General features: G+C 39.3%; 21 protein-coding genes. 18 read left to right on the top strand and 3 right to left on the bottom strand.

Annotated features, from left to right (window positions below):
• The first annotated feature begins 2 nt into the window (after positions 1-2).
• From NQ488_09705 to NQ488_09635, 15 genes are all read left to right on the top strand, one after another.
• Complete coding sequence (locus NQ488_09705) at positions 3-644, top strand: helix-hairpin-helix domain-containing protein (GenBank protein ID UWN94853.1); 642 nt, start codon at positions 3-5, stop codon at positions 642-644.
• A 46-nt stretch (positions 645-690) separates the two neighbouring features.
• Positions 691-1,395: a response regulator transcription factor gene (locus NQ488_09700; GenBank protein ID UWN94852.1), complete on the top strand. Its 705-nt coding sequence runs from the start codon at positions 691-693 to the stop codon at positions 1,393-1,395.
• Positions 1,382-2,827 carry an ATP-binding protein gene (locus NQ488_09695; protein UWN94851.1) on the top strand — a complete coding sequence of 482 codons (1,446 nt, stop codon included), beginning with the start codon at positions 1,382-1,384 and terminating at the stop codon, positions 2,825-2,827. Before NQ488_09700 ends, NQ488_09695 begins: the two co-directional genes overlap by 14 nt.
• Before the next feature lie 16 nt (positions 2,828-2,843).
• Entirely contained in the window at positions 2,844-3,788 is a 945-nt protein-coding gene (locus NQ488_09690; GenBank protein ID UWN94850.1) for a GerMN domain-containing protein, read from the top strand.
• A gap of 48 nt (positions 3,789-3,836) precedes the next feature.
• Positions 3,837-4,811 (top strand): ComEC family competence protein, encoded by a 975-nt coding sequence (locus NQ488_09685; protein UWN94849.1) that lies wholly within the window; start codon positions 3,837-3,839, stop codon positions 4,809-4,811.
• Between the two features lie 75 nt (positions 4,812-4,886).
• Positions 4,887-5,081 (top strand): type I toxin-antitoxin system SymE family toxin, encoded by a 195-nt coding sequence (locus NQ488_09680; protein UWN94848.1) that lies wholly within the window; start codon positions 4,887-4,889, stop codon positions 5,079-5,081.
• A gap of 110 nt (positions 5,082-5,191) precedes the next feature.
• The gene (locus NQ488_09675; GenBank protein UWN94847.1) at positions 5,192-5,386 is read left to right on the top strand and encodes a helix-turn-helix domain-containing protein; all 195 of its coding nucleotides are present in this window, start codon (positions 5,192-5,194) and stop codon (positions 5,384-5,386) included.
• A 97-nt stretch (positions 5,387-5,483) separates the two neighbouring features.
• Positions 5,484-7,592 carry a DNA (cytosine-5-)-methyltransferase gene (gene dcm, locus NQ488_09670; protein UWN94846.1) on the top strand — a complete coding sequence of 703 codons (2,109 nt, stop codon included), beginning with the start codon at positions 5,484-5,486 and terminating at the stop codon, positions 7,590-7,592.
• Positions 7,593-7,625: 33 nt separating this feature from the next.
• Entirely contained in the window at positions 7,626-8,498 is an 873-nt protein-coding gene (locus tag NQ488_09665; GenBank protein ID UWN94845.1) for a hypothetical protein, read from the top strand.
• Positions 8,488-8,985, top strand: coding sequence for a hypothetical protein (locus tag NQ488_09660; GenBank protein UWN94844.1), 498 nt, complete (start codon positions 8,488-8,490; stop codon positions 8,983-8,985). Before NQ488_09665 ends, NQ488_09660 begins: the two co-directional genes overlap by 11 nt.
• Before the next feature lie 32 nt (positions 8,986-9,017).
• On the top strand, positions 9,018-9,377 hold the full coding sequence (locus NQ488_09655; protein UWN94843.1) for a hypothetical protein: 360 nt from the start codon (positions 9,018-9,020) through the stop codon (positions 9,375-9,377).
• Positions 9,378-9,444: 67 nt separating this feature from the next.
• The gene (locus tag NQ488_09650; GenBank protein ID UWN94842.1) at positions 9,445-10,332 is read left to right on the top strand and encodes a GIY-YIG nuclease family protein; all 888 of its coding nucleotides are present in this window, start codon (positions 9,445-9,447) and stop codon (positions 10,330-10,332) included.
• Positions 10,333-10,360: 28 nt separating this feature from the next.
• Entirely contained in the window at positions 10,361-10,939 is a 579-nt protein-coding gene (locus tag NQ488_09645) for a hypothetical protein (GenBank protein ID UWN94841.1), read from the top strand.
• A 157-nt stretch (positions 10,940-11,096) separates the two neighbouring features.
• Complete coding sequence (locus tag NQ488_09640) at positions 11,097-11,219, top strand: hypothetical protein (GenBank protein ID UWN94840.1); 123 nt, start codon at positions 11,097-11,099, stop codon at positions 11,217-11,219.
• A gap of 247 nt (positions 11,220-11,466) precedes the next feature.
• Entirely contained in the window at positions 11,467-11,694 is a 228-nt protein-coding gene (locus NQ488_09635; protein ID UWN94839.1) for a DUF6061 family protein, read from the top strand.
• Between the two features lie 111 nt (positions 11,695-11,805).
• Here NQ488_09635 and NQ488_09630 read toward each other — a convergent pair whose 3' ends face one another.
• From NQ488_09630 to NQ488_09620, 3 genes are all read right to left on the bottom strand, one after another.
• Positions 11,806-16,314: a bacterial Ig-like domain-containing protein gene (locus tag NQ488_09630; GenBank protein ID UWN94838.1), complete on the bottom strand. Its 4,509-nt coding sequence runs from the start codon at positions 16,312-16,314 to the stop codon at positions 11,806-11,808.
• Positions 16,315-16,744: 430 nt separating this feature from the next.
• A complete protein-coding gene (locus NQ488_09625; protein UWN94837.1) occupies positions 16,745-18,463 on the bottom strand; it encodes a MobA/MobL family protein in 1,719 nt (572 codons plus the stop codon).
• A 243-nt stretch (positions 18,464-18,706) separates the two neighbouring features.
• Complete coding sequence (locus NQ488_09620) at positions 18,707-18,937, bottom strand: helix-turn-helix domain-containing protein (GenBank protein ID UWN94836.1); 231 nt, start codon at positions 18,935-18,937, stop codon at positions 18,707-18,709.
• A gap of 185 nt (positions 18,938-19,122) precedes the next feature.
• On the opposite strand from NQ488_09620, the gene NQ488_09615 reads away from it, so the two are divergent.
• From NQ488_09615 to NQ488_09605, 3 genes are all read left to right on the top strand, one after another.
• A complete protein-coding gene (locus tag NQ488_09615; protein ID UWN94835.1) occupies positions 19,123-19,740 on the top strand; it encodes a helix-turn-helix domain-containing protein in 618 nt (205 codons plus the stop codon).
• Positions 19,741-19,900: 160 nt separating this feature from the next.
• Positions 19,901-21,196, top strand: coding sequence for a site-specific integrase (locus tag NQ488_09610; protein UWN94834.1), 1,296 nt, complete (start codon positions 19,901-19,903; stop codon positions 21,194-21,196).
• A gap of 489 nt (positions 21,197-21,685) precedes the next feature.
• Positions 21,686-22,072 (top strand): helix-turn-helix domain-containing protein, encoded by a 387-nt coding sequence (locus tag NQ488_09605; protein UWN94833.1) that lies wholly within the window; start codon positions 21,686-21,688, stop codon positions 22,070-22,072.
• Positions 22,073-22,080: the final 8 nt, after the last annotated feature.

The following is a 22,080-nucleotide window of genomic DNA, read 5'->3' as shown; positions in this document are numbered from 1 at the left end:
ATATGCATAAAACTAACAAATTAATAATTTTTGCACTGGCAGTTCTTATATGCGGAAGCATATACTATATGTCAGATTATATGCCGGACTACAGACCGGAGAGCATGACTGAAATGCCGGATGCTGGCACAACGGACGCTGAGCTGCAGAACGGTAAGAACGATACGGCCTTGCAGGAATCACAGCCGGAACTTATATATGTTTATGTGTGCGGAAGTGTCAATGAACCGGGCGTCTATGAAGTGAGGGAAGGCTCAAGGGTGCATGAACTGATAGCACTTGCAGGAGGCTTTGCAGAGGACGCGTACACTCTGTCGGTTTCAATGGCTAAGACTGTCACTGACGGACAGACCTTGTATGTTCCTCATCTGGATGAAGCAGAAGACGATGTGGCAGGAAGCAGATTATCCGGAAGTGTAACCGGTGATGATGACATTTATGGACAGAAGACAAAGATTAACATTAACACGGCGTCTGTTGAACAGCTGATGACACTTAAGGGAATTGGGGAGTCAAGGGCAAGAGATATAGTAGATTACAGAACGCGCAACGGAAGTTTCAAGAAGACGGAGGATGTCATGAAAGTAAGCGGAATAAAGGAAGCCGCGTACTCAAAGATTAAAGATGATATCTGTGTAAAGTGACCGGAATTCGGAATTATATATTTAATTATGAAAATTGGAGAATCAGATGGCAAGGAAGATTTTGGTAGTAGATGATGAAAAATTAATCGTAAAAGGAATACGCTTCAGCCTTTTACAGGATGGAATGGAAGTTGACTGTGCTTATGATGGCGAGGAAGCACTTGAGATGATCAAAACCAACACATATGACATGGTGCTGCTTGATCTGATGCTGCCAAAGATAGACGGAATTGCAGTATGCCAGCAGGTAAGGGAGTTCTCCAATGTACCGATAATTATGCTTACGGCTAAGGGCGATGATATGGATAAGATTCTCGGATTGGAATATGGTGCCGATGATTATATAACGAAGCCGTTTAACATTCTCGAGGTTAAAGCAAGAATGAAGGCAATATTCAGAAGAAGCGGTGGAAGTGAGAGCGAGGGCAGACAAAGCGAGGCCGCACGTAAGGTAATCAGTTCAGGAAGTCTTAAGCTTGATTGCGATGCAAGAACGCTTCAGATAAGCGGAAGAGAGATATATCTTACAGCCAAGGAATTTGACCTTATGGAACTGCTTGCATCTAATCCCGGCAAAGTGTATTCAAGAGAGTCGCTTCTTAATACAGTCTGGGGGTATGATTATCCGGGAGATGTAAGAACGGTTGATGTACATGTAAGAAGACTGCGCGAGAAGGTTGAACCTAACGCAAGCGATCCTAAATATATACAGACAAAGTGGGGAGTAGGCTATTATTTTGGGCAGAATTAAGACCATTATTGGTAAAATCAAAAAGTTTATCCATAGTATGAGATTTGGCATATTTGCTGTGATACTCATACTTGGTTCTATACCGATGACTGTACTTGAACATTCCATGCATGCTTATTACAGGTCAGCGATGATTAATAATACGCAGGCACAGCTTCAGGTACAGGCTGTTGCACTGGCCGGAGAGATTGGCAAGTATCAGGATAAGACATTTACATCAACCGGTTCTTATGAGGCTGTCATAAGACAGTATTCTACATTCAGTGATTCACGGATTCTTCTTGTTAATTACGGATATGTTATTGCATATGATTCATATGCTTTTGAGAGCGGCAAGACAATTGTATCTGAGAATGTTATCAAAGCGTTTACAACGAAAAAAACTATTTCTGCGTATAACAAAGCAGCAGGAAGCATAGAGATAATGACTCCTGTTCTGGATGACAATAAGAATGCATATGCAGTTGTTGTTATGTCAACAGATGTAAGTGAAGCTCTTAATTATACTGATGATGTGCTGCAGAAGATATACATAATCAAGGTTTCGGCAATAACAATGCTCATTATTATTGCATTTATCATATCCGGGATACTTGTGCGTCCCATAGGCAATGTTACGCACCAGGTCAACGATATAGCGATGGGACATTATGACCGCAGAATCAGGAAGGGAGCGTATAGCGAGCTTTCGGACATGACATCGGGCTTTAACGACATACTTGATAAGATGAATAATCTTGACGAGTCACGGCAGGAATTTGTGTCTAATGTATCACATGAACTTAAGACACCTATCACATCAATGAAGGTACTGGCAGATTCACTTAATACGCAGGAAGATGTCCCTGTTGAACTTTACCGGGAATTTATGGCAGATATTGTTGAAGAGATTGACAGAGAGAGTAAGATAATTGATGATCTCCTATCGCTTGTTAAGATGGATAAGTCTTCAATGACGCTTAATATTTCTTCGGTTAATATTAATGAGCTTCTTGAGCTTATACTTAAGAGACTTAAGCCGATTGCCCAGAAGAAGAATATAGAGCTCCTTTTTGAAAGCTTCAGGCCCGTTGTTGCCGAGATTGATGAGGTTAAGTTTACGATTGCCATATCCAATCTTGTGGAGAATGCAATCAAATACAATCGTGACAACGGCTGGGTGCATGTATCACTGAATGCGGATCACAGATATTTTTATGTGCGTGTGGAGGATAACGGAATAGGTATCCCTCAGGAGAGCCAGAAGATGGTGTTTGAGAGATTCTACCGTGTTGATAAGGCACGTTCAAGACAGACAGGCGGGACAGGACTCGGACTTTCGATTGTACGTAATGCGGTTCTTATGCACCATGGGGCAATAAGGCTTCACAGTGAAGAAGACGTGGGAACTACATTTACGGTGAGAATACCGCTAAATTACGTACCCGAATAGATGGCAGGAGGCAGTTGTGAAAAGTCATAATATTAATATATTGAATACATGCAAAAAAATGCTGGCCGTTCTGTCGGTATGTGTGTTTATTACAGTATCATTGACAGGCTGCGGGGCATCATCGTCAAAGAATCAGTTCACAATATACTATGTTAATCAGGAACGCACGGCATTGGCCGAATACAAGACAAAGCTTGACGAATCTGCAGATGCACAGGCGCTTGTTAATGAGATGGATAAGGCAAGAAAGAAAAGTACATTTATTCCGGCAAGACCTGCATATGTCAAAGTGGATCATGTACAGACAGATGGTCAGAATGTATATATATATTATACGGATACATATAAGTCAATGGATAATGCAACGGAAGTGCTTTACCGTGCAGCAGTTGTTAAGACACTTACGCAGCTTCCGGAAGTTGACCATGTTACGTTCTATGTAGATGGTGCACCTGCAACATATGCTGATGGAACTGTGATAGGAATGATGAGCGCAGATGATTTTGTTGAAGCATCAGGGAGTAACTCGGCAGATATACAGTCAGCCGATATAAAGCTTTATTTTGCTAATGCTAAGGGCGATAAGCTTATACCGATGGATATGAACGTAACATATAATAAGAATGTTCCGATTGAAAGAGTAGTGGTCGAGCAGCTCATAAACGGACCGGGGATTTCCGGATATTACAGGACACTTCCTGCCAATGTAAAGCTTCTTGGAATATCTGTTACCGACGGAACATGCTATGTTAATCTTGATTCTACATTCATAGACGGTATGGTTAACGCAGCAGAGATGGTTCCGGTATATTCAATCGTGAATTCACTGTGTGACATTCCGCAGATTGACCGCGTACAGATTCTGATTAACGGGGAATCCAACAGAATGTACAGGGAGAGCATTTCGCTTGAGACAAAGTTTACAAATAATGAAGATATAGTGCAGAAGACAGGGGAGTAGATCTGCAGCATATACATAACTGCCTGCACATAAAAAGGGGGAATGTTAATGATAAAACGCCCGCTTGTATGGATGGCACTCGCACAGATTACCGGAATAGCGGGTGCTGTCTTTGACATGATGTGGCTTCCATCAGCATTTGCAATCATGGTAATTATATCAGCGGTAATGCGTCAGTGCCATGATTTGCATTTATCAGGACGGCGCAGCATGGCCGAAAAAAGCGATGTTGCCGGTCACTTCGGCAATAGTCATTGCGGCAATATTATTACAACAGTCTTAATTCTAATATTTATCTTTGCCGGAGCGCATACAGCGCAAAGGCGTATGAACACAACATATCCGGAAGATATATCACAGATTTCGGGTAAAGTCACCAAAATCCGCAACAAATCCTCAGGAAAACAGATTCAGATTTCATGCAGTTATGCAGACAGAAGAAAAACAATATGCAGAGCGGGCACGCATTATAATCTCATTGTATATGTGCCATATGGTACGGAAGAGTGTGGCGAAGGAGATACCATAATTGTGTCAGGCAGGCTTTCGGATTTTGACAGTGCAATGAATCCGGGAGAATTTGATGCAAAAAAATACTATGCTTCACTTAATGTAAATGGGAAAGTAAATGCAGATAGCATTAGTGTAATACGGCATAATGAAAACAGGTTACTTGGGCTGATATTCGCCGTGAAGGCTGTGATGCAGCAGTCAATAACAAAATGCTCGGAGGCGGAAGATGCAGGAATAGTCATGTCGATGATTCTGGGAGACAAGTCAGAACTTGACAGCGCGATTAATGTCCTGTACCAAAGAAGTGGAATAGCACATATACTTGCAATAAGCGGTGTTAAGACTCTAAAGTTGGATATCCCCCTAGTGCCTGAAACCCGCATAAACTGGGCATTTGTGCCACTACATATCGCTATAATTTACATTCTAAAACTGTGCTTAGACGAGGAAATTATTCCCCGTTGTCGTTTTCCTTGTTCAAGGGGGTATTTCACAAAATGTATAAATTAGCAAAAGAAGCAATAATTCAGCGTAAGTTTAATCTTATGGCAGAAGTCTAAAAAATGGCAAAAGGAGAAGATGAATATGGCATATAAAAAATATAGAGAAATGAAGGTTTATGAAGCAAGTGGATATCAGTACAAGCGGACACCGAGCATTGTGTTGAAAGGGAAATGGCTCTCGGAACTAGGATTTGACATTGGGGAGCAGATTGAAGTGAAGTGCGAGGATGGACGCCTGATTATAACTAAAGCAAACGAAATATGGCAATGCGAATAGGAGCGTTTTATATATTCAAAGCAGAAAGAAAAAGAGCTTGAAACTGTTCGCAATCTCGAATATAATAAGAGTGTTGAATTGTAATTTTTCCTGTCCACGGAGGGCTAAAAATGGATTACTTAACATCAGCAGAAGTAGCAGAAAAATGGAATATATCACAGCGAAGAGTCGCTATATACTGTAAAGAGGGAAGAATTGATGGTGCAGTCTTAAAGGGACGAATGTGGATGATTCCTTCGGATGCAACAAAACCAGAGGATCCTAGACGCATTCATAAAATAGAACACCAAAAGGGCATGAGATAATATGCGAATAGGAACTCTACGGGTAGATATGCACATTGATATTTAAACGATTTATGCTGAGAGTTACATAAAATATGACAAAGGAGCATAATCGAAGATGGGAAACAAAAATACAAACTTGCAAATGGCCAAAAATGCCAAGGACGATGAGTTTTACACAACATATGAGACTGTCGAAAAGGAGATGGCACATTATGTGCAACATTTTGAAAGAAAAACGGTCTTGTGTAATTGTGATGATCCATTTGAATCAAATTTTTGCAAGTTCTTTTTGAAAAATTTTAATGTCCTAAAACTGAAAAGGTTGATATGTACTTCCTTTAGTTCATCAAAAGTTATGGGTACTCAGGTCGCTCTTATGGATGATGATAGCAAAGTGCTGACTAAAGGAAATGGATATGTTCTGGATATTACCGGAATATGCGAGGGACAGGGTGAGTTGTCGGATGAGTATGTTACTCAATTTTTGCTGCAGTCTAAAGTTATAAAAAAATTAAAAGGGAATGGGGATTTTAGAAGTGATGAATGTCTCCAGTATTTGGCAGAATGCGATATAGTAGTTACGAATCCCCCTTTCTCGCTGTTTAAAGAAATTGTTGCAGAGATTGTTAAATACAAGAAGAATTTTCTGATTATAGGAAATCAGAATGCATTAACATACAAAGAAATATTTCCGTTGATTCAAAATAATGAAGTATGGACTGGATATCAATTTGGAGAGATGAAATTTAGAGTTCCAGATTCTTCTGAACCACGGTCAACCAGATATTGGGTTGATGAGACGGGGCAAAAGTGGAGAAGCCTAGGTAATGCAATGTGGCTTACCAATCTTGATAATGATAGAAGGCATGAAAGACTGAATTTAACGAAAAAATATACACCAGAAGAATATCCAAAATATGATGACTATGATGCAATCAATGTCAGAAGGATAACGGATATCCCATATGATTATCCCGGAATTATGGGAGTGCCAATAACAATAATTAATAGGTATAATAGTGAGCAGTTTGAAATTGTAGGGGAAGCGAACCACGGCTCGGATAATGAGTATGATTTGTTTAAGCCTACGATTAATGGAAAATTACTGTTTAAAAGAATACTGATAAAAAATAAGCAACCAATGAAAGAGGAAACTCCAATGTTTAGAATACTAGATTTGTTTAGCGGAGCAGGTGGAATGTCATATGGAATGGAAAAAAATGAGCATTTCACAACTGAAGTCGCATTGGATTTTAATGAAAAGGCACTTCAGACATTTAAGCACAATATGCCAGATACAGAAACTGTATGCGGGGATATTACAGATGAAAAAATAAAAGCCAAGGTCATAGAATTGTGTAAAGCAAAAAAAGTGAATATGATTATTGGTGGTCCGCCATGCCAAGGATTTTCATTAAAGGGTAAAAAATTAGGACTGGATGATCCAAGGAATTTTCTTTTCAATGAATATTTACGTTTTGTAGAAATATTAAAGCCAGAGGTGTTTGTGATAGAAAATGTGAAAGCATTATTATCTACATCAGCCGGGTGGTTTAAAGATCAGATAATTAAAAAAGTAACAGAAATGGGATACCATGTCGAATATGGAGTATTAACAGCGTCAGATTTTGGTGTGCCACAGGCGAGACAAAGGGCAATTTTCATTTGTTCAAAAAATAAAAGTATTCCACTTCCGGCAGCTACATGTGAAACTCCTGTTACAGTTAGAGATGCGATATACGACTTGGCTTATTTAAATTCAGGCGAGGGAGAATTTGAACAGGATTATATCACAGAACCAAGTAGCGAGTATCAAAAACAGATGCGAAGAGGAAGTAAGAAATTATATAATCACAAGGCATCAAATCATGCGGCGATTGCAATAAAAAAACTTGAGATGATTCCGCCAGAGTGTGGGAAAGAACATCTTCCATCGGATATGGTTGGTAATCAGCAGTTTTCAGGAACATGGGGAAGACTAAAGTGGGATGCAGTGTCACCGACTATAGATACTAGATTTGATGCATCTTCAAATGGAACGAATAATCATCCGTTTCTGCATCGAGCAATTACGCCAAGAGAAGCTGCAAGAATACAATCATTTGATGATAAATTCGTATTTATCGGACAAAAGTTATATATTAGGCAGCAGATTGGAAATGCAGTGCCACCTTTAATGGCAAAAGCAATTGCAGATCAAATAGACAATATTTTGCAAAAATAGTACACGAATGTATTGGGATGAAAGGAGACTTTTATGAATATTGAAATGGCTTATATGCTTGGAATGATTCTTGGAAATGGTGAGATACAGCAGAATGCTACCGAAACAACAGTGACCATAGATATTCCATATAAAAATTTGTATACTGATGATTTAAAAGATGTAGCTGTTTATGTTAAGGCAAGTATAGTAGATATTAGATCTATTGTAGAACCCTTAATAGGACATGCGTTAAACATTACTGAAGCACCGCATTCTACCAAAATGTCATTTACAAAGCCGAATGAAGAATATGTAGTAAGAGAAATGCTGAGACTTATTGGCGGTGGACGTCACCATTCTACTATGAAAATGAATGCCGAACTTTTTTCTATTACTACAGATCAAAAGAAGGCTTTATTGCGTGGTATCGCAGATGTAACAGGATATATAAGAAAAAGTAATATTGCTTTTGGTCAGGATGGAGCACATAGAGTCTATATAGAGATTCCGGGAAATTGGTATATGGTAATTGATATTGCCAATATGCTAAAAGATGTTGATGTTCCAGTCCAGACAATTGATTTCGGTCATCCGAATTTTAGAGATGGAAATTTGGTTAAGTATAACGCCGGAAAGCCAAATTTCTGGAAGAAAGAACATCAGGTAAAGATATTTGCAAATGAGTTTTTACCTGTGGGATTTAACATTAAGCATAAGCAGGATGCTTTGGAGAAGTATGCGGATGAGTTGCTGGAATTCATTGATCCTGTTAAAACACATAAATTCTATTGGGAAAAAAGAGTACGCAGGGCGAACAAACCTATCCATCCCGGCGAAAATGATCCGTCATTGCCAGAAGAAATCAGAGGAAAGCATTTTGACTCGTGGACTGATTTAGCGGGGTTCTTAGGATATGGCGAATAATGTAAAAAAAGAATTTGAATTATATGAGCCTATGAGATTATGGCTTCAGCAGTATTTGGAAGACAAATATAAAAACGCAACGGTAATTACAGTAGATTCTCATGCAAGAACTTTAGATTTATTTCTTGAACAATACGATGTGATAGATTATTATCCACAGACAATAGGACTCGATATACAGATAGATGTGCTTGGAATTGTAAAGAAAAATGGAAAACCACAAATATTTTTTATCGAGGCTAAAAAGACGCAGTTGAATTTGCATGATTTAGGACAGTTATGGGCTTACTGTAAATTGTGTGATCCAATGGAAGCATTTCTGTTATCCTCTGCAGGGCTTGGTAGCCTAAATAAAATAATGAATAATTTGCACAGAACAGATTTACTAGAGTTTGGAGACGGAAAGAAAATCAAAAAGATGCAAATTGGTAAATGGGATGTGGGGAAAAATTCAATTGATTATCACAGTCTTGTTCCGAAAATGTAGGTATTTATAATATATATATCAAGAGGTAGAAGATGATAGAAAAAATTTTAGATAAAAATAATATAGCATATAAGGTTATTGATGGAGAGGGCAATACAACTATTATAAAAATAAATGGGAAATTACATATGCTTTATATACATAATAAAGGAAATCAATTTCAAGTGGAAAGGGATTTCTTTGAGTATATAGACGGAAATTCTATTCCATATGTTATTTTGTGTGAAGATGACAATACCCATGTATTATATTATTTGAAATTGAATAAAAAGGCTAACTGGGTCAAATCATGTTTTGATACATGCGATAAGGATGTTATATATTTAGGAAAGCAGGTTTTAAATTCTAAAGTTACAGAGACCGATTTGATTAAAGAACTGAAGAAATACTAGACAAAAGCATTTTGACATCGGTGATTCATCTCCTGTTACAGAACGAAAATTACGGAGGCATTAAGATATGGCATATGGTAAATCAATAGAATTATTTCTGGTTAATGGCACTGCTGATAGCTTAATAACGGCAGAATTGTCAAATTGGAATGGTAAAGCTATTAAAATTCCACGGATTGAAGTGCCTACATGCAGTAGAGAAGATATAAAGCAAGCGGGTGTTTATTTTTTGTTCTGTAAAGAAGATAACGGGAAAGATTCTGTGTATATAGGAGAGGCAGAGAATGTAAAAGAGCGGTTGATTCAGCACCTAAGAGATGCACAGGCTGAGAAGGAAAAATATTACTGGAATACTGCAGTTATATTTATAGGGAGAGACCTTAATAAAGCGTTGATTAGATATCTTGAAAACCGTTTTGTAGAAATTGCACGACAGTGTAATAGATATGAGGTTCTTACAAAAAATACATATAAAAATACTGTGCTAAAGGAATCCCAAGTTGCAAGTATGGAAGAATTTGTTGATAATGTAAGGATACTGATTAATGCACTTGGCTATAAGGTTTTGGATGCATATACTAATGCTATTCCAAAAGAAAATCCAGTTGGAGATACGGAGAAAAAAGAAGATATAAAGTTGTATTTGGAGCGTGTCATAAAAAATGTAGGAAAAATAGAGGCACAGGGTACAATCACATCTGAAGGATTTATTGTATTAAAAGGAAGCCAGATATCTCCCGTGGATGACAATACAGTTCCTGACACAATAAAAGAACAAAGGTGTACCAGTAATATCATAGATGGTATATTACAAGAAGATATGCTTTTTTCAAGTCCATCAGGTGCGGCAATGTTTGTTGTCGGTAAAAGTGATAATGGTTTGACACGATGGAAGGATGAAAATGGTCGCACTTTAAAAGAAATTGAAAATCATGAAATGATGAATGAAAAATAATATTTTGTAAGCGGAGCGTAATGACATTATGGTTATTTGTCCAAAATGCAGATCGGACAGGACTGCACCAATATTATATGGTTATCCGTCCCATGAAGCCTTTGAAGCAGAGGAACAGGGAGAACTTATCCTGGGTGGATGTGAGATGATAGACGGAATGCCACACGAGGATTATGGCTGCCTTGACTGCAGATACCGATGGTCAAAGGAACTTCTTCCAGCTACTCAGATTACCAAAATACGATATAAGGTTGTGGAGAATGGTCCGTGTACGATAGATTCCCAACAGTCATGGGTGTATGAAATATATCCGGATGGAAGATGTAAAGAATATATCTATCAAGGGCAGAGCCGGAAATATCAGTTTAAAACTGATGAAAAGGTCTCCGAAAAGAAGGCATACAGACTTGCATGCTCCCTACAGAAAATCATAGGTGCTCCATTGTGGGAAAAGAACATTGTAGAAGGTCAAGTGTGCGATGGATGCAGTTATGAACTTCAGATAACTTATGCTGATAAGCGGAAAGAAATAATAAATGGTGATGTTGCCGGGGGTACGTTTGATTCCATACTGGAGAAATTCGTCCACAGCGTGTTCCCAGAATAAAAATGATTATATAGCGGAAGTCTCTATTGACAAAACAAACATATGTTCGTATAATTATCTCATCGCTACATTAGGAGTGTTGAACAGTCTACAGAGATATGGTGTTTGGCAGACTATTTCCCTTGGTCGAACTTATATCGCAGGAGGCACGTTTAATATGACATACGAAACAGGTACAGAAGTTTTCTTCATTGAGAGCAACCGTATAATCCGTAAGGCAACCGTGGTCAGAAGAAGCGGTGATTTTTACATATCACGATTGAGATTTCACCTATTCTAAGGAATTTAATAACTGTTATATTTTGTTACTAAATTTCTCACGAGCCATTGAAAACACTAAGTTTGTGGTAGGTGAACTTTCCCTTAGACTTTCCCTTGTGTTATATCTTCCCACAGGTTTTTACGAACTCTGATAAGGGAAAAAGTAAGGGAAAGAAAATCTTATAAAACAGTATAACACAAAATAAAACTGACATGGTGAACTGATTGAAATGCTTCAATATTTTTTGATTTTAAGGAGACACAACATGAATACCATTTACGCAGAATACAATATGTATCACAACAGCATTGATATCTACACATCTGCCGGATATATGTTACGCATTGACTGTAATAAGGCAGAGGATGGACTAAAAACTACTCCCTGCTCACAATGTTCGTTAAATGCTCTTGCGATTGATGAGCCACTAGAGTATGTTAAGCTATATCTTGATGGAACTATGCAGATGTGGGTAGATGCAGAAGACGCATAAGAATAACACTCTGCATATACCACCATATATACAGAGGGGATAGCCAGCATTTCTTTCGTGCTAACTATCCCCTTTACTGAATATATATGCCGTAAGTCTTAACGCTGCATATTATTCATCATCTTTTTTCATGCGTACACTTAACAATGCAAGCAGACCTGCAAGTGAAGCAGCCAATAATGTCACCCAGAGCATTAGATGGCTGTTATCGCCAGTCTGAGGTGCTGTTATCTGCTGGCTGTCGTCTGTATTATTTCCACTGTTACTGTCATTAGTTTTCTTGTCATCAGGTACAGCTGCCGGATTACTATTTGGATTATCATTGCTGTTGTCCTTATTACCGTTGTTGTCTTTACTACCTTCATTATCTGATGTATTCTTGCTTACCTTAAAGCTTGTAACTGCTGAGCCATCTGCCCATACGATTTCAAATGAATGTGTTCCGACAGAAAGTGTTTTCAGGTAATCTGCCTTTAAGATAATAATCGTTGAACCTTCTTTTGCGATGTAGTTCTTTGCATCAATTATGCTTCCATCAACTTTTACGCTTTCAAATTTAGAAAATTCTCCATTTCCTCCGATAGTGATGGTTCTGTCTGTATTCTGCTTCCACTCACTGTCTGCACCAGATATAATTTTATAAGATGCCAGAGCTGCATTTACCTTTATTGTAATATCCTTTGTCTTTGTTACGCCATTCTTAGTATATGATACTGTCAGTATCTTATCTCCATCCGCTGACATATCTATTGCGAATACATTGGTTGTATAATCCTGCACAGGTTCACTGTATCCGTCTGCATAGTACACAGTGACTGCAAGGTCATCCACATTCAGGGTATCGCCTGCTGTATACGTGGTCTTTGTCTTTGATGCTTCAATCCGCTCAGGAGCAAGGGCTGTATTGTGGGTAATCTTCAAATTACCATTAGCCATTGTGATATCATAGTTGGCTGTCACATCCACACCTGCAGCATTTTCAATCTTCACACCACTTACGGAGATTGTTCCATTCTCTGTACGATCTGTTGTGCTTGGTGTAAGGGTTATTTCTTTAATGCTGTCACCTGTAATGAGTCCATCCTCTGATACGGTATACAGACTTTGGTTAATATCTTTACCCCAGACAATATCCTGTTCCTGTGCTGTTATGGTAACAGGCTTTTTATTTATGGTTACTGTCTTTGAACCCTCAACGGTAGTATAGTTATCCTTCGTAATCCGATAGTATACGGTATACGTACCTTCATTGCTAAAAGAAGGATTATCACTGCCGTAGGTTATGCCATCGGTGCTGTAGGTTACGGCTGCTCCTTCAGGATTGGTCACGCTCACGCTGATGCTGTGTGGCTGTCCGTCATAGGTTGTGCTGTAATCCGTTGCCGTATACAGGATGGTTCCGTTATCTACCGTAAGAGTAACTGTTTTCTCTCCTGCCGCAAAGATTCCGTTTGCTACAGTACTTACCTTAATCTTAAAGGTTCCTGTCTGGGTTACGGTAAGTGTTGTACCCGAAAGCGTGCCTTTTCCGGTTCCGCCATTCGTTCCAGTAACAAGTGTATACATTGCAGCTCCTGCATTATTGTCGATGCTAAAATACTGTGATACATCAACGGTTTCACCTGTATATGTTATACTGCTGTCTGTTCCGGTGATGGCGACAGGGGTTGCGGCTTTATTCTTAACCGTAATCGTGCCTGTGATATTGCCTGTACTTGTATCATAGCCCTGACAGTTAGCAGCGTTATAATTCGTCAATGCAGATTCAGGGATTGTCCACCTAAAGATGTTCTCTGCTTCCGGCGTTTTGTCATAAACTCCTCCGTCACTCTCAATGGTCCATGTCACAGCCATATCTTCTGTAGTTGGTGACGTTGTTCCTTCAAATGTTACTGTTGCCGTCTTTCCAAGCTCCGTGTTCGTTCCGCTTATAGGCGTTGTATCATATCCATCATAGCCATAGTAAGCTGTAAATGTATTATTTTCCGGTACTGTCGGCGCAGCTACACTTTCTATCTTTCTCTTGTCTGTTGTAAATTCTTTGGTTACTGTCAATGTATCATCTGCAGCATTCTTTGTAACACTCGTTGCGGTATTGCCTGATACGGTAGCTGTCACATTATCTGCAAATTCATAGCCTGTATCTGCTGTAAGTGTAATGCTTGCCGTGTATCTCATATTATATCCCGCTGTGGTATCACTTGGTGTCCATGTAATCTGTGGTGTGGTGCTTTTTACACCTTCTGTTGTACATGATGCTTCGGTATCCAATGCAGTATCAGGCATCGGAGTATCAATATCTGTAATTGCTATTGAATGAATTATTTTAATATTTGTCTCAGTTGCATTGACCGCATAAGCCACATTATCCTCGGTTATTTCCAGCCAAATTTTGCAGGTTGATAAATCGATTGATGCCGGTGTATATGATTCTGCCTCAATAGCAGATACGTTCACAACATCTGTTCCTGTAATCTTCTTACTGTAATACCAATCATTTGTTTCATCTTTGCCTTGCACAACAAGTGCCACGGTTTGTGAGGTAGCACCACCCTTCACCGCCTTAATATCACCTGTTGTGGTGTTATAGGTTACTGTACCAATATTCTTATCTTTTCCATCAAGTCTTAAAGTCATCGCCGTACGTTCTGCAATCGTTCCCGATTCTGTACCAGATGATGCTGCTGTCGCAGCAGATGCGAAGAGAACAGATGACAGATCCAGATTGGAAGCGGGCTGAACAGGGCTCCCGGAGTCGATGTCGACACGGCCGAGGATGACATAATAGCCCCGATCCGCGCACAACGCAGTGTCACCACTACGACCGTAAGGCGAGCGCAGCCAGAACCACTCTCCGTTCCTCAAGTAACTACTCATGGCAAGTACTGTACTGTCATCGGTTCCTGCCCACAAGTATTGGTCATTATCATAATCTCCCTGTAACGCATACAGTTTGTCTGTGGTGGTATAGGTTACACTACTATTCTTCGTATCCTTCGTTGTCACTGTGGTGGCATTCATCAAGCCCTGCTCGGCTGAGGTGAAGTAGGATGTATTCGTAGCCATACCCTGCAGTGTATCACGAAGTTCACTTGCTCCGTAGTGATTTGCGTATACTTCTGTTATAGTCGCTTCACTATAAACACAATCTGACCATAGATTTTCATCATTCTTATTGCTTATGTCTGAATTAAACTTCTGCCCTCTTGCAATCGGGCTTGCGGCAACGATGATGGTATTATCCCCTGATACACCCTCATCCTTTCCTAAGATGTACCATTCCTGTGCTGTTGTTCCATCTGATTTCTTACCAAATACCAGCTTGCCGTAATTTACTGCAGTTCCATTACTGTATGGTTTAAATGAATTCATCAACTGTTCTTTGGTTACATAGGTGGTATTGATTTTTTCAATCTCTTTTTCTGCGTTTACTGCATATGAAACATTATCCTCGGTTATTTCCAGCCAGATTTTGCAGGCTGATAAATTGATTGATGCCGGTGTATTTGATTCTGCCTCAATAGCAGATACATTTATCGTCTCTGTTCCTGTAATCTGTTTACTGTAATACCAATCGTTTGTTCCATCATTGCCCTGTACGACAAGTGACACGGGTTGTGATGTATCACCCCTCACCACCTTAATATCACCTGTTGTGGCACTATAGGTTACTGTACCAATATTCTTACCTGTTCCGTCAAGTCTTAAAGTCATCGCCTTACCCAATGCGATTGTTCCTAACTTTGCTTGATCAGATGATGCTGCTGTCGCAGCAGATGCGAAGAGAACAGATGACAGATTCAGATTGGAAGCGGGCTGAACAGCTAAATCGTAGTCAACATAGCGGTTGCCGACAATCAGACCCGGAATACCTATCAACGCAATGCTAACATCATCAGCGTAAGGCGAGCGCGACCAGAACCAAAAATCGTAGCTCGAAGAATAGCTGTTCCAGTAACTATACCTGGCAAGTACTGTACTGTCACTGGTTCCTGCCTGCAGTTTATTATCATTAAAATCTCCCTGTAATGCATACAGCTTGTCTTTGGTGGTATAGGTCACATTACTGTTCTTCGTGTCCATCGTTTTCACTGCGGTATCATTCATCAAGCGCTGCTCGGCTTTGGTGAAATAGTTTATATCCGCAGCCATACCCTGCAATGCCTTTCGAAGGTCACTTGCTCCGTAGTGGTTTGCATATACTTCTGATGGATTACTTTCATATACACCAAAACTTGAAGCAAAAGACTTATTGTCATAGCTTGAATTAAACTTCTGCCCTGTTGCTATGGGGCTTGTGGCAAAGATGATGGTATTATCCCCTGATACACCCTTATCCTCTCCTAAGATATACCATTCCTGTGCTGTTATTCCATCTGATTTTTTACCAAATACAATCATTCCATAATTTTCTGCAGTTCCATCTGCATTCGGGGCAAATGTATTATCCATCAACTGTGTCTTTGTGGCATAGGCTGACACACTTGGTTCCGTTCCCGAACCGGATGCTGCCTGCACCTTATTTGCTCCGCCTGACATAGCAGGAACCAGTCCTGCTATCATGGCAAAGGTAAGAACAAACGCCATTCCTTTCTTAAAATTATGCTTTAATCTTCTCATCTGAATCCTCCTTTGTTTTTGTAAATATAGTATTAAAATAGATACGTTTTCTTAATTTCCATGTATGACCATGCTTTAAATTCAAATCAAATGATCCCCCCTTATCAGACAGAAAAAGCACCACTAAATACATACATCTTATCCATGTACATATTTATTGATGCTTTTATCCGTTTCCTTTTATGAATATGAACAGTCGAAAAAAAGGCGCAGTCAGAGTGCTGTGCTGTGCTGTGCTGTGCTGTGCTGTGCTGTGCTGTGCTGTGCTGTGCTGTGCTGTTAAGATTATCTCTCTGACCGCCATGCCTGTCTACCTCCGTTGCAATATTTCTATAATAATTAGAATAGCAAAAATGTCAGGATTTATCAATCATTTAAATCTGATATTATAGTAATATTGGCTGGACATCATTTCTAAAGAAGCGGAGTATTACCTCATCTCTTTGTCAAATGTTCTTCTATTGTTTTGTCTAAACTTTCCAACATCTTTCTGCAATCGGGCAAGTTTCTCTGACATCATTTCTGTCTTATTCATTGGTGTTTCTGCATTGTCATTGGATTTCTTCCAGTCATCAACTTCCTGCTGATACTCTGCATATGCATTTTGAGATTCCTTGTAGCTTAGATAAAATTCATTCATGTTCTCAAATCCGTAGTTACGAACCATATTTGAAAGTCCTATCTTCAATCGATTGATATAATCAGTCTTTTCATCAATCTTTCTCTGTAATTCAGCTTTTCTTGTAAGCTTTGCCAATCCCTTCAAATCAGATAATTCAATCTCAAGATTACCCCGTTGCTGTTCAGCCTGAAAGATAAGATTATTCTGATTATCAAGCTCTGCTTTTATTTTTTTAAGCTTTGGATATGTGGCTGCCTCTGGTGTCATTACAGGCTTGTCTGGTTTTGTAACATTAACTTCCTTGATTGTTTCTTCTTGCGTTGTTATTTTATTCTCAACTTTTGTAGATTCTTCAATAGCAGAAGTATTATCTGTGTTATCTACCACTATATTGCTTGTAAAATCTGTTTTTTCGGCATTTGTAACATCTGTATGCAGTATCTTATTCCGAATAGCTCTGGCTGCTTCAAGCACCTTCGATATCAGCAGTACCAGTTCCGTAATCGCCATATTAAGTATCAATGCTAATCGTTGAGGTTTGTTCCCATATATTTCAATCGACCTTTTTATCGGTTCTGTGATATGTTCCCTTTTTATCTGTAAAATATCATCCATAGGAACATTGCTTATGATTGCCCTGTCAACCTCCCGATTCCAGTCCATCCGCAACTTATTATCCTGCTCAATCTGTTCTGCCTTTGGATTATTCCTACCAATCTTCTTGGTAGCAAGATATGGACCATTGCGGTCAAATACTGTTAATCTGTCTTTTTCGTCCGTTACCCAATGGTTTATCATTCTGGTATAGAATAGTTTTACCTCATCCAGAAAATCTTCCTGCTTGAACCTCGTATTCTTTGAGGTAAACAGCTTCTTCTCATAAACCTCGCCTTTCCCTATAACCTTACATCTTTTGCGGATATTGCCAGCTTCATCAAGGATTTCTTTCTTAGTCCTTACATGATTACCATGCTCATCATAGAACATATTTCTTGTGGCAATCTTTATAACAGGCTCCGCTAATAACTGCCTTTCGGAAAAGATAAGATGGATATGGAAATTTGTCATACGCTTATTGTGGTGAAGTGCTGCAACACATTCCACACCATACTTTTCTTTGAATTTATCCGTAAACGATTTTAGCAGCATATCGGGCATTCCCTGTTCATAAAGTGATTCAGGCAGGGCAATGATAAGTTCTCTTGCCTCGATACAATTTCCCTCAACACCGCTTTTCTTAAATTCCTGCTGGCTGCATCGTGCAAGTTCTGTCCAGTAACTTCTTTCCGTAGTTTCATAGACAGCATACAGATGTTCCTGCTTTGCATGGCTTGATATATAGGTTATTCTTCCCCGGACATTCGACAGCTTGGTCATCTGTATAAATGAATGTCTTGTTGTCAATGTGCTTTCTTCTCCTTCCTCTGCTAGTGGGAATGGAGTACGAACAGACAATATAAGTGGTATTGTTGTTGGCTTATTGCCGTATCCGGCATAACCAAATGCGACAGCATTTGTATAAGTCACGCCTGCGTGGCTTTGCTCCCTGCAAGGGCGAAATACGCTGAGCATAAACCGCAGGTTTGTGCGAGGGGTGTATTTCGCTCTCAAACGCCGAGGGCTTTGATATCTTGTGATTTTCCTGTCCTTCCATTCCAATAATTGGTTGTTGCATATCAGAAGAAGCACATGTTATAATCCTCTTGCGTGTAGGTATATCATGGCTTCGGTCTGATATATCAGAGGCGGTTTCATTAGAAGCCGCCTCTCTTAAGTTGTCACTTTTCTTGTGACCGGTTTTACGCTGCTCTTATCTCTCAAGTCTCTACCTTCGTTTACTTCCATGAACTTTTCAAGCATATCCGTTTTTATAAGAACTTTTCTTCCGACATTTAGAACAGGAAGCTTTTCCCACTCAACAAGTTTTCTCAGAGTGTTTCTTCCAATTCCTGTATAGTCGGCAGCATCTTCTATAGATAGAGCTATCTTTCTTTCCGTCATTTAACCGCCTCCTTTAAAATTGCATTATGCAATTTATTTTTTCTGTCAGTATATCGCATTTATATTTTATTGTCAAGCGTTACGAAATTGTAAAGATGATTATAGTATTGCATATTGCAATTTTAATTTTTATATGATATAGTATGAACATACCGAAAGGAATAATCAAAAAGGAGGCAGACAACATGAAGGATAAGGAACTTCGCCGGATTATCGGTGAGAGGGCTAAAAGCCGAAGAACAGAATTAAACCTTACACAACCTTATGTTGCAGACAAGATGGGAGTCACCGCTTCCACCATACAGCGTTATGAAGCCGGAACAATCGACAATACCAAGAAGATGGTACTGGAAGGACTTTCCGAAGCACTTCATGTATCTGTGGAATGGCTCAAAGGTGAAACTGACAGCTACGAAACAGATATAACAGATAAGAAAGAACTTCTTATAAAAGACGCAATGACAGGTATTATCGAAAACCTTCCAACAAACCTTGATAACGCAGAAGGAGATTTTGCCAAGAACCTGTTGCTGGCAGTATTAAACGAATACAAGCTCTTTGCTGATTCATTTACCAATGCCTGCAATAATTTCAAGGGAAATACAGAATATGCAGATGTAGCAGCAAAGATGGGGTTTGAATCCAATCAGGAATATAACGAAATAATGTTTCTGAGAGAGATTACTCACTCAGTAAACGCATTCAATGATATAGCTGACATCATAAGAACATATTCCAAGAATCCGGATGTGGCGGCACAGAGACTATCCAATCTCTTAGAAGATAATTCCGATTCGGTATAGAACGACAACCGGAGTTATGATACAATGAGCACAAGCGAGTCAAGCTGTTTACAGATTTGACGAGCGGCGAATTGGCTTATGGACTTGTCCATAAGATGCCTACACGCAAGAAGCATTTCATCAGTTCCGATTGTCGAATATCGAAAGGAGAAACACGATTATGGCAAAAGGATCTGTAAGAAAAAAAGGAAAAAAATGGTACTACCGCTTCTATGTAGAAGATCAAAGCGGCAATCTGGTTCAGAAAGAATACGCTGGAACAGAAAGCAAGAGTGAAACGGAAAAACTGCTCCGTCAGGCAATGGATGATTATGATAATAAAAAGTTTGTTGCTAAGACAGATAATCTCACTGTAGGTGATTTACTTAATTTATGGTCTGAGGAAGAACTAAAGACAGGGACATTAAGCAATGGAACTGTTGAAAACTATCTCGGTGCAATAAGGGTTATCAAGAAACATCCTATTGCTGACAGAAAGTTAAAAAATGTTACTGCGGAACATTTACAGTCATTCTTTGATTTACTGACATTTGGTGGCGAATATCCGGATGGAACTGTCAAAAAGGGATACAGCAAGGATTATATCCATTCATTTTCTGCTGTATTACAGCAGGCTTTCCGATTTGCAGTATTTCCAAAGCAGTTTATTACTTTCAATCCAATGCAGTATATCAAGCTGAAAAAACAGGCGGAGGATGTGGATTTATTTTCGGATGATGACATTGAAGAAGGTGTTCAGCCAATTTCACACGAAGATTACCAGAGGTTAATAAAATACCTTGAAGAAAAGAATCCCCCAGCAATACTGCCAATTCAGATAGCATATTACGCAGGGCTTCGCATCGGTGAGGTTTGTGGTCTTACATGGCAGGATATTAATCTTGAGGAACAATACCTGACTATCAAGAGAAGTATCCGTTATGATGGAGCTAGACACAAGAACATCATTGGACCTACCAAACGAAAAAAAGTAAGAATTGTTGATTTCGGAGATACGCTAGCAGGCATACTGAAAGAAGCAAGAAAAGAACAGCTTAAAAACCGGATGCAGTATGGTGAACTCTATCACCGCAATTACTACAAAGAAGTACAGGACAAAAACAGAGTGTATTATGAATATTATCATCTGGATGGAACACAGGCTGTTCCTGAAGAATATAAGGAAATATCATTTGTCTGCTTAAGACCGGATGGTTGCCTTGAATTACCAAGCACACTTGGTCTTGTGTGCCGGTCAGTTTCCAATAGGCTGGAGGGATTTGAAGGATTTCATTTTCACCAGTTAAGACACACCTATACAAGCAACTTGCTTTCAAACGGAGCTGCTCCAAAGGATGTGCAGGAACTGTTAGGACACTCAGATGTCAGTACCACTATGAATGTCTATGCTCACTCCACCAGAAAAGCTAAGCGAGATTCGGCAAGGCTTCTCGACAAAGTGGCAGGCAATGACTAAAAAGAAATTTCCCTTATTTCCCTCACGATTATCTCACAAGGGCAAAAATAAGGGAAAATACATATCATTTCATCATACAAGGCTCTGCATGCCTTGAAAAACACGGAAAGTTCAGGAAATCTCTCCACAAATTACGATTTGATGAAGGCGGTGGCATCCAGTTAAGAGAAGGCAGAATTTTTCCAACAAGAGAACAGGCAGAAGCAACGCTGCCTGGAGAAAAAGTTCAGAAAAAAGCTAACTCTCCATACGATTACTGGCATTGAAATGTAAATTCGCAAAAGGGGGTTGACAGTAATACCCCCTTTTGATATATTAATAGTGTCAACCGTTCAGTTGACAGTTGACACAGCATTCTACAATGCCAAATGTAGCTTACCAAATTATTATAATTAATATGGATGACGCACATTAAATCAAATAAAGTGTAAAGAAAACCAATGTATAAGAATGAATATTAAAATTAATTAGAAAGTGCGGTTGAATAGTATGAATGAGAACGAAAAGGTAAGTTTTGGAAAGTATATTGAAACGATACGAAAAGAGAAAAGAAAATCACTAAGAGAAACAGCAAAAGCAATCGAAGTATCTCCACAATTCCTAAGTGAAGTGGAGAAGGGTAGAAAAAGTACCCTGACAAATGAGAGAATTGAGAAACTGGCAAAATTCCTCATGTTATCTGAAACCCAGACTTATACACTTTATGATATGGCAGCGGAAGCAAGAACATCGAATGATGTGTTAATACCACAGGATTGTGTCGATTATGCATCAAATCCTTATGTGCTTGAGGCACTGAGATTATCTAAAGAAACAGGAGCAGGGGAGGCAGAGTGGCAGGTACTTCTTGACGAATTAAGAGCTCGAAAGGGGTAGTAGCAGCC

Source organism: [Bacteroides] pectinophilus, assembly GCA_025146925.1.
Classification (GTDB): domain Bacteria; phylum Bacillota; class Clostridia; order Lachnospirales; family Lachnospiraceae; genus Bacteroides_F; species Bacteroides_F pectinophilus.
The sequence above is the reverse complement of the archived record's forward strand: the minus strand, read 5'-3'. Positions and strand labels throughout refer to the sequence as shown.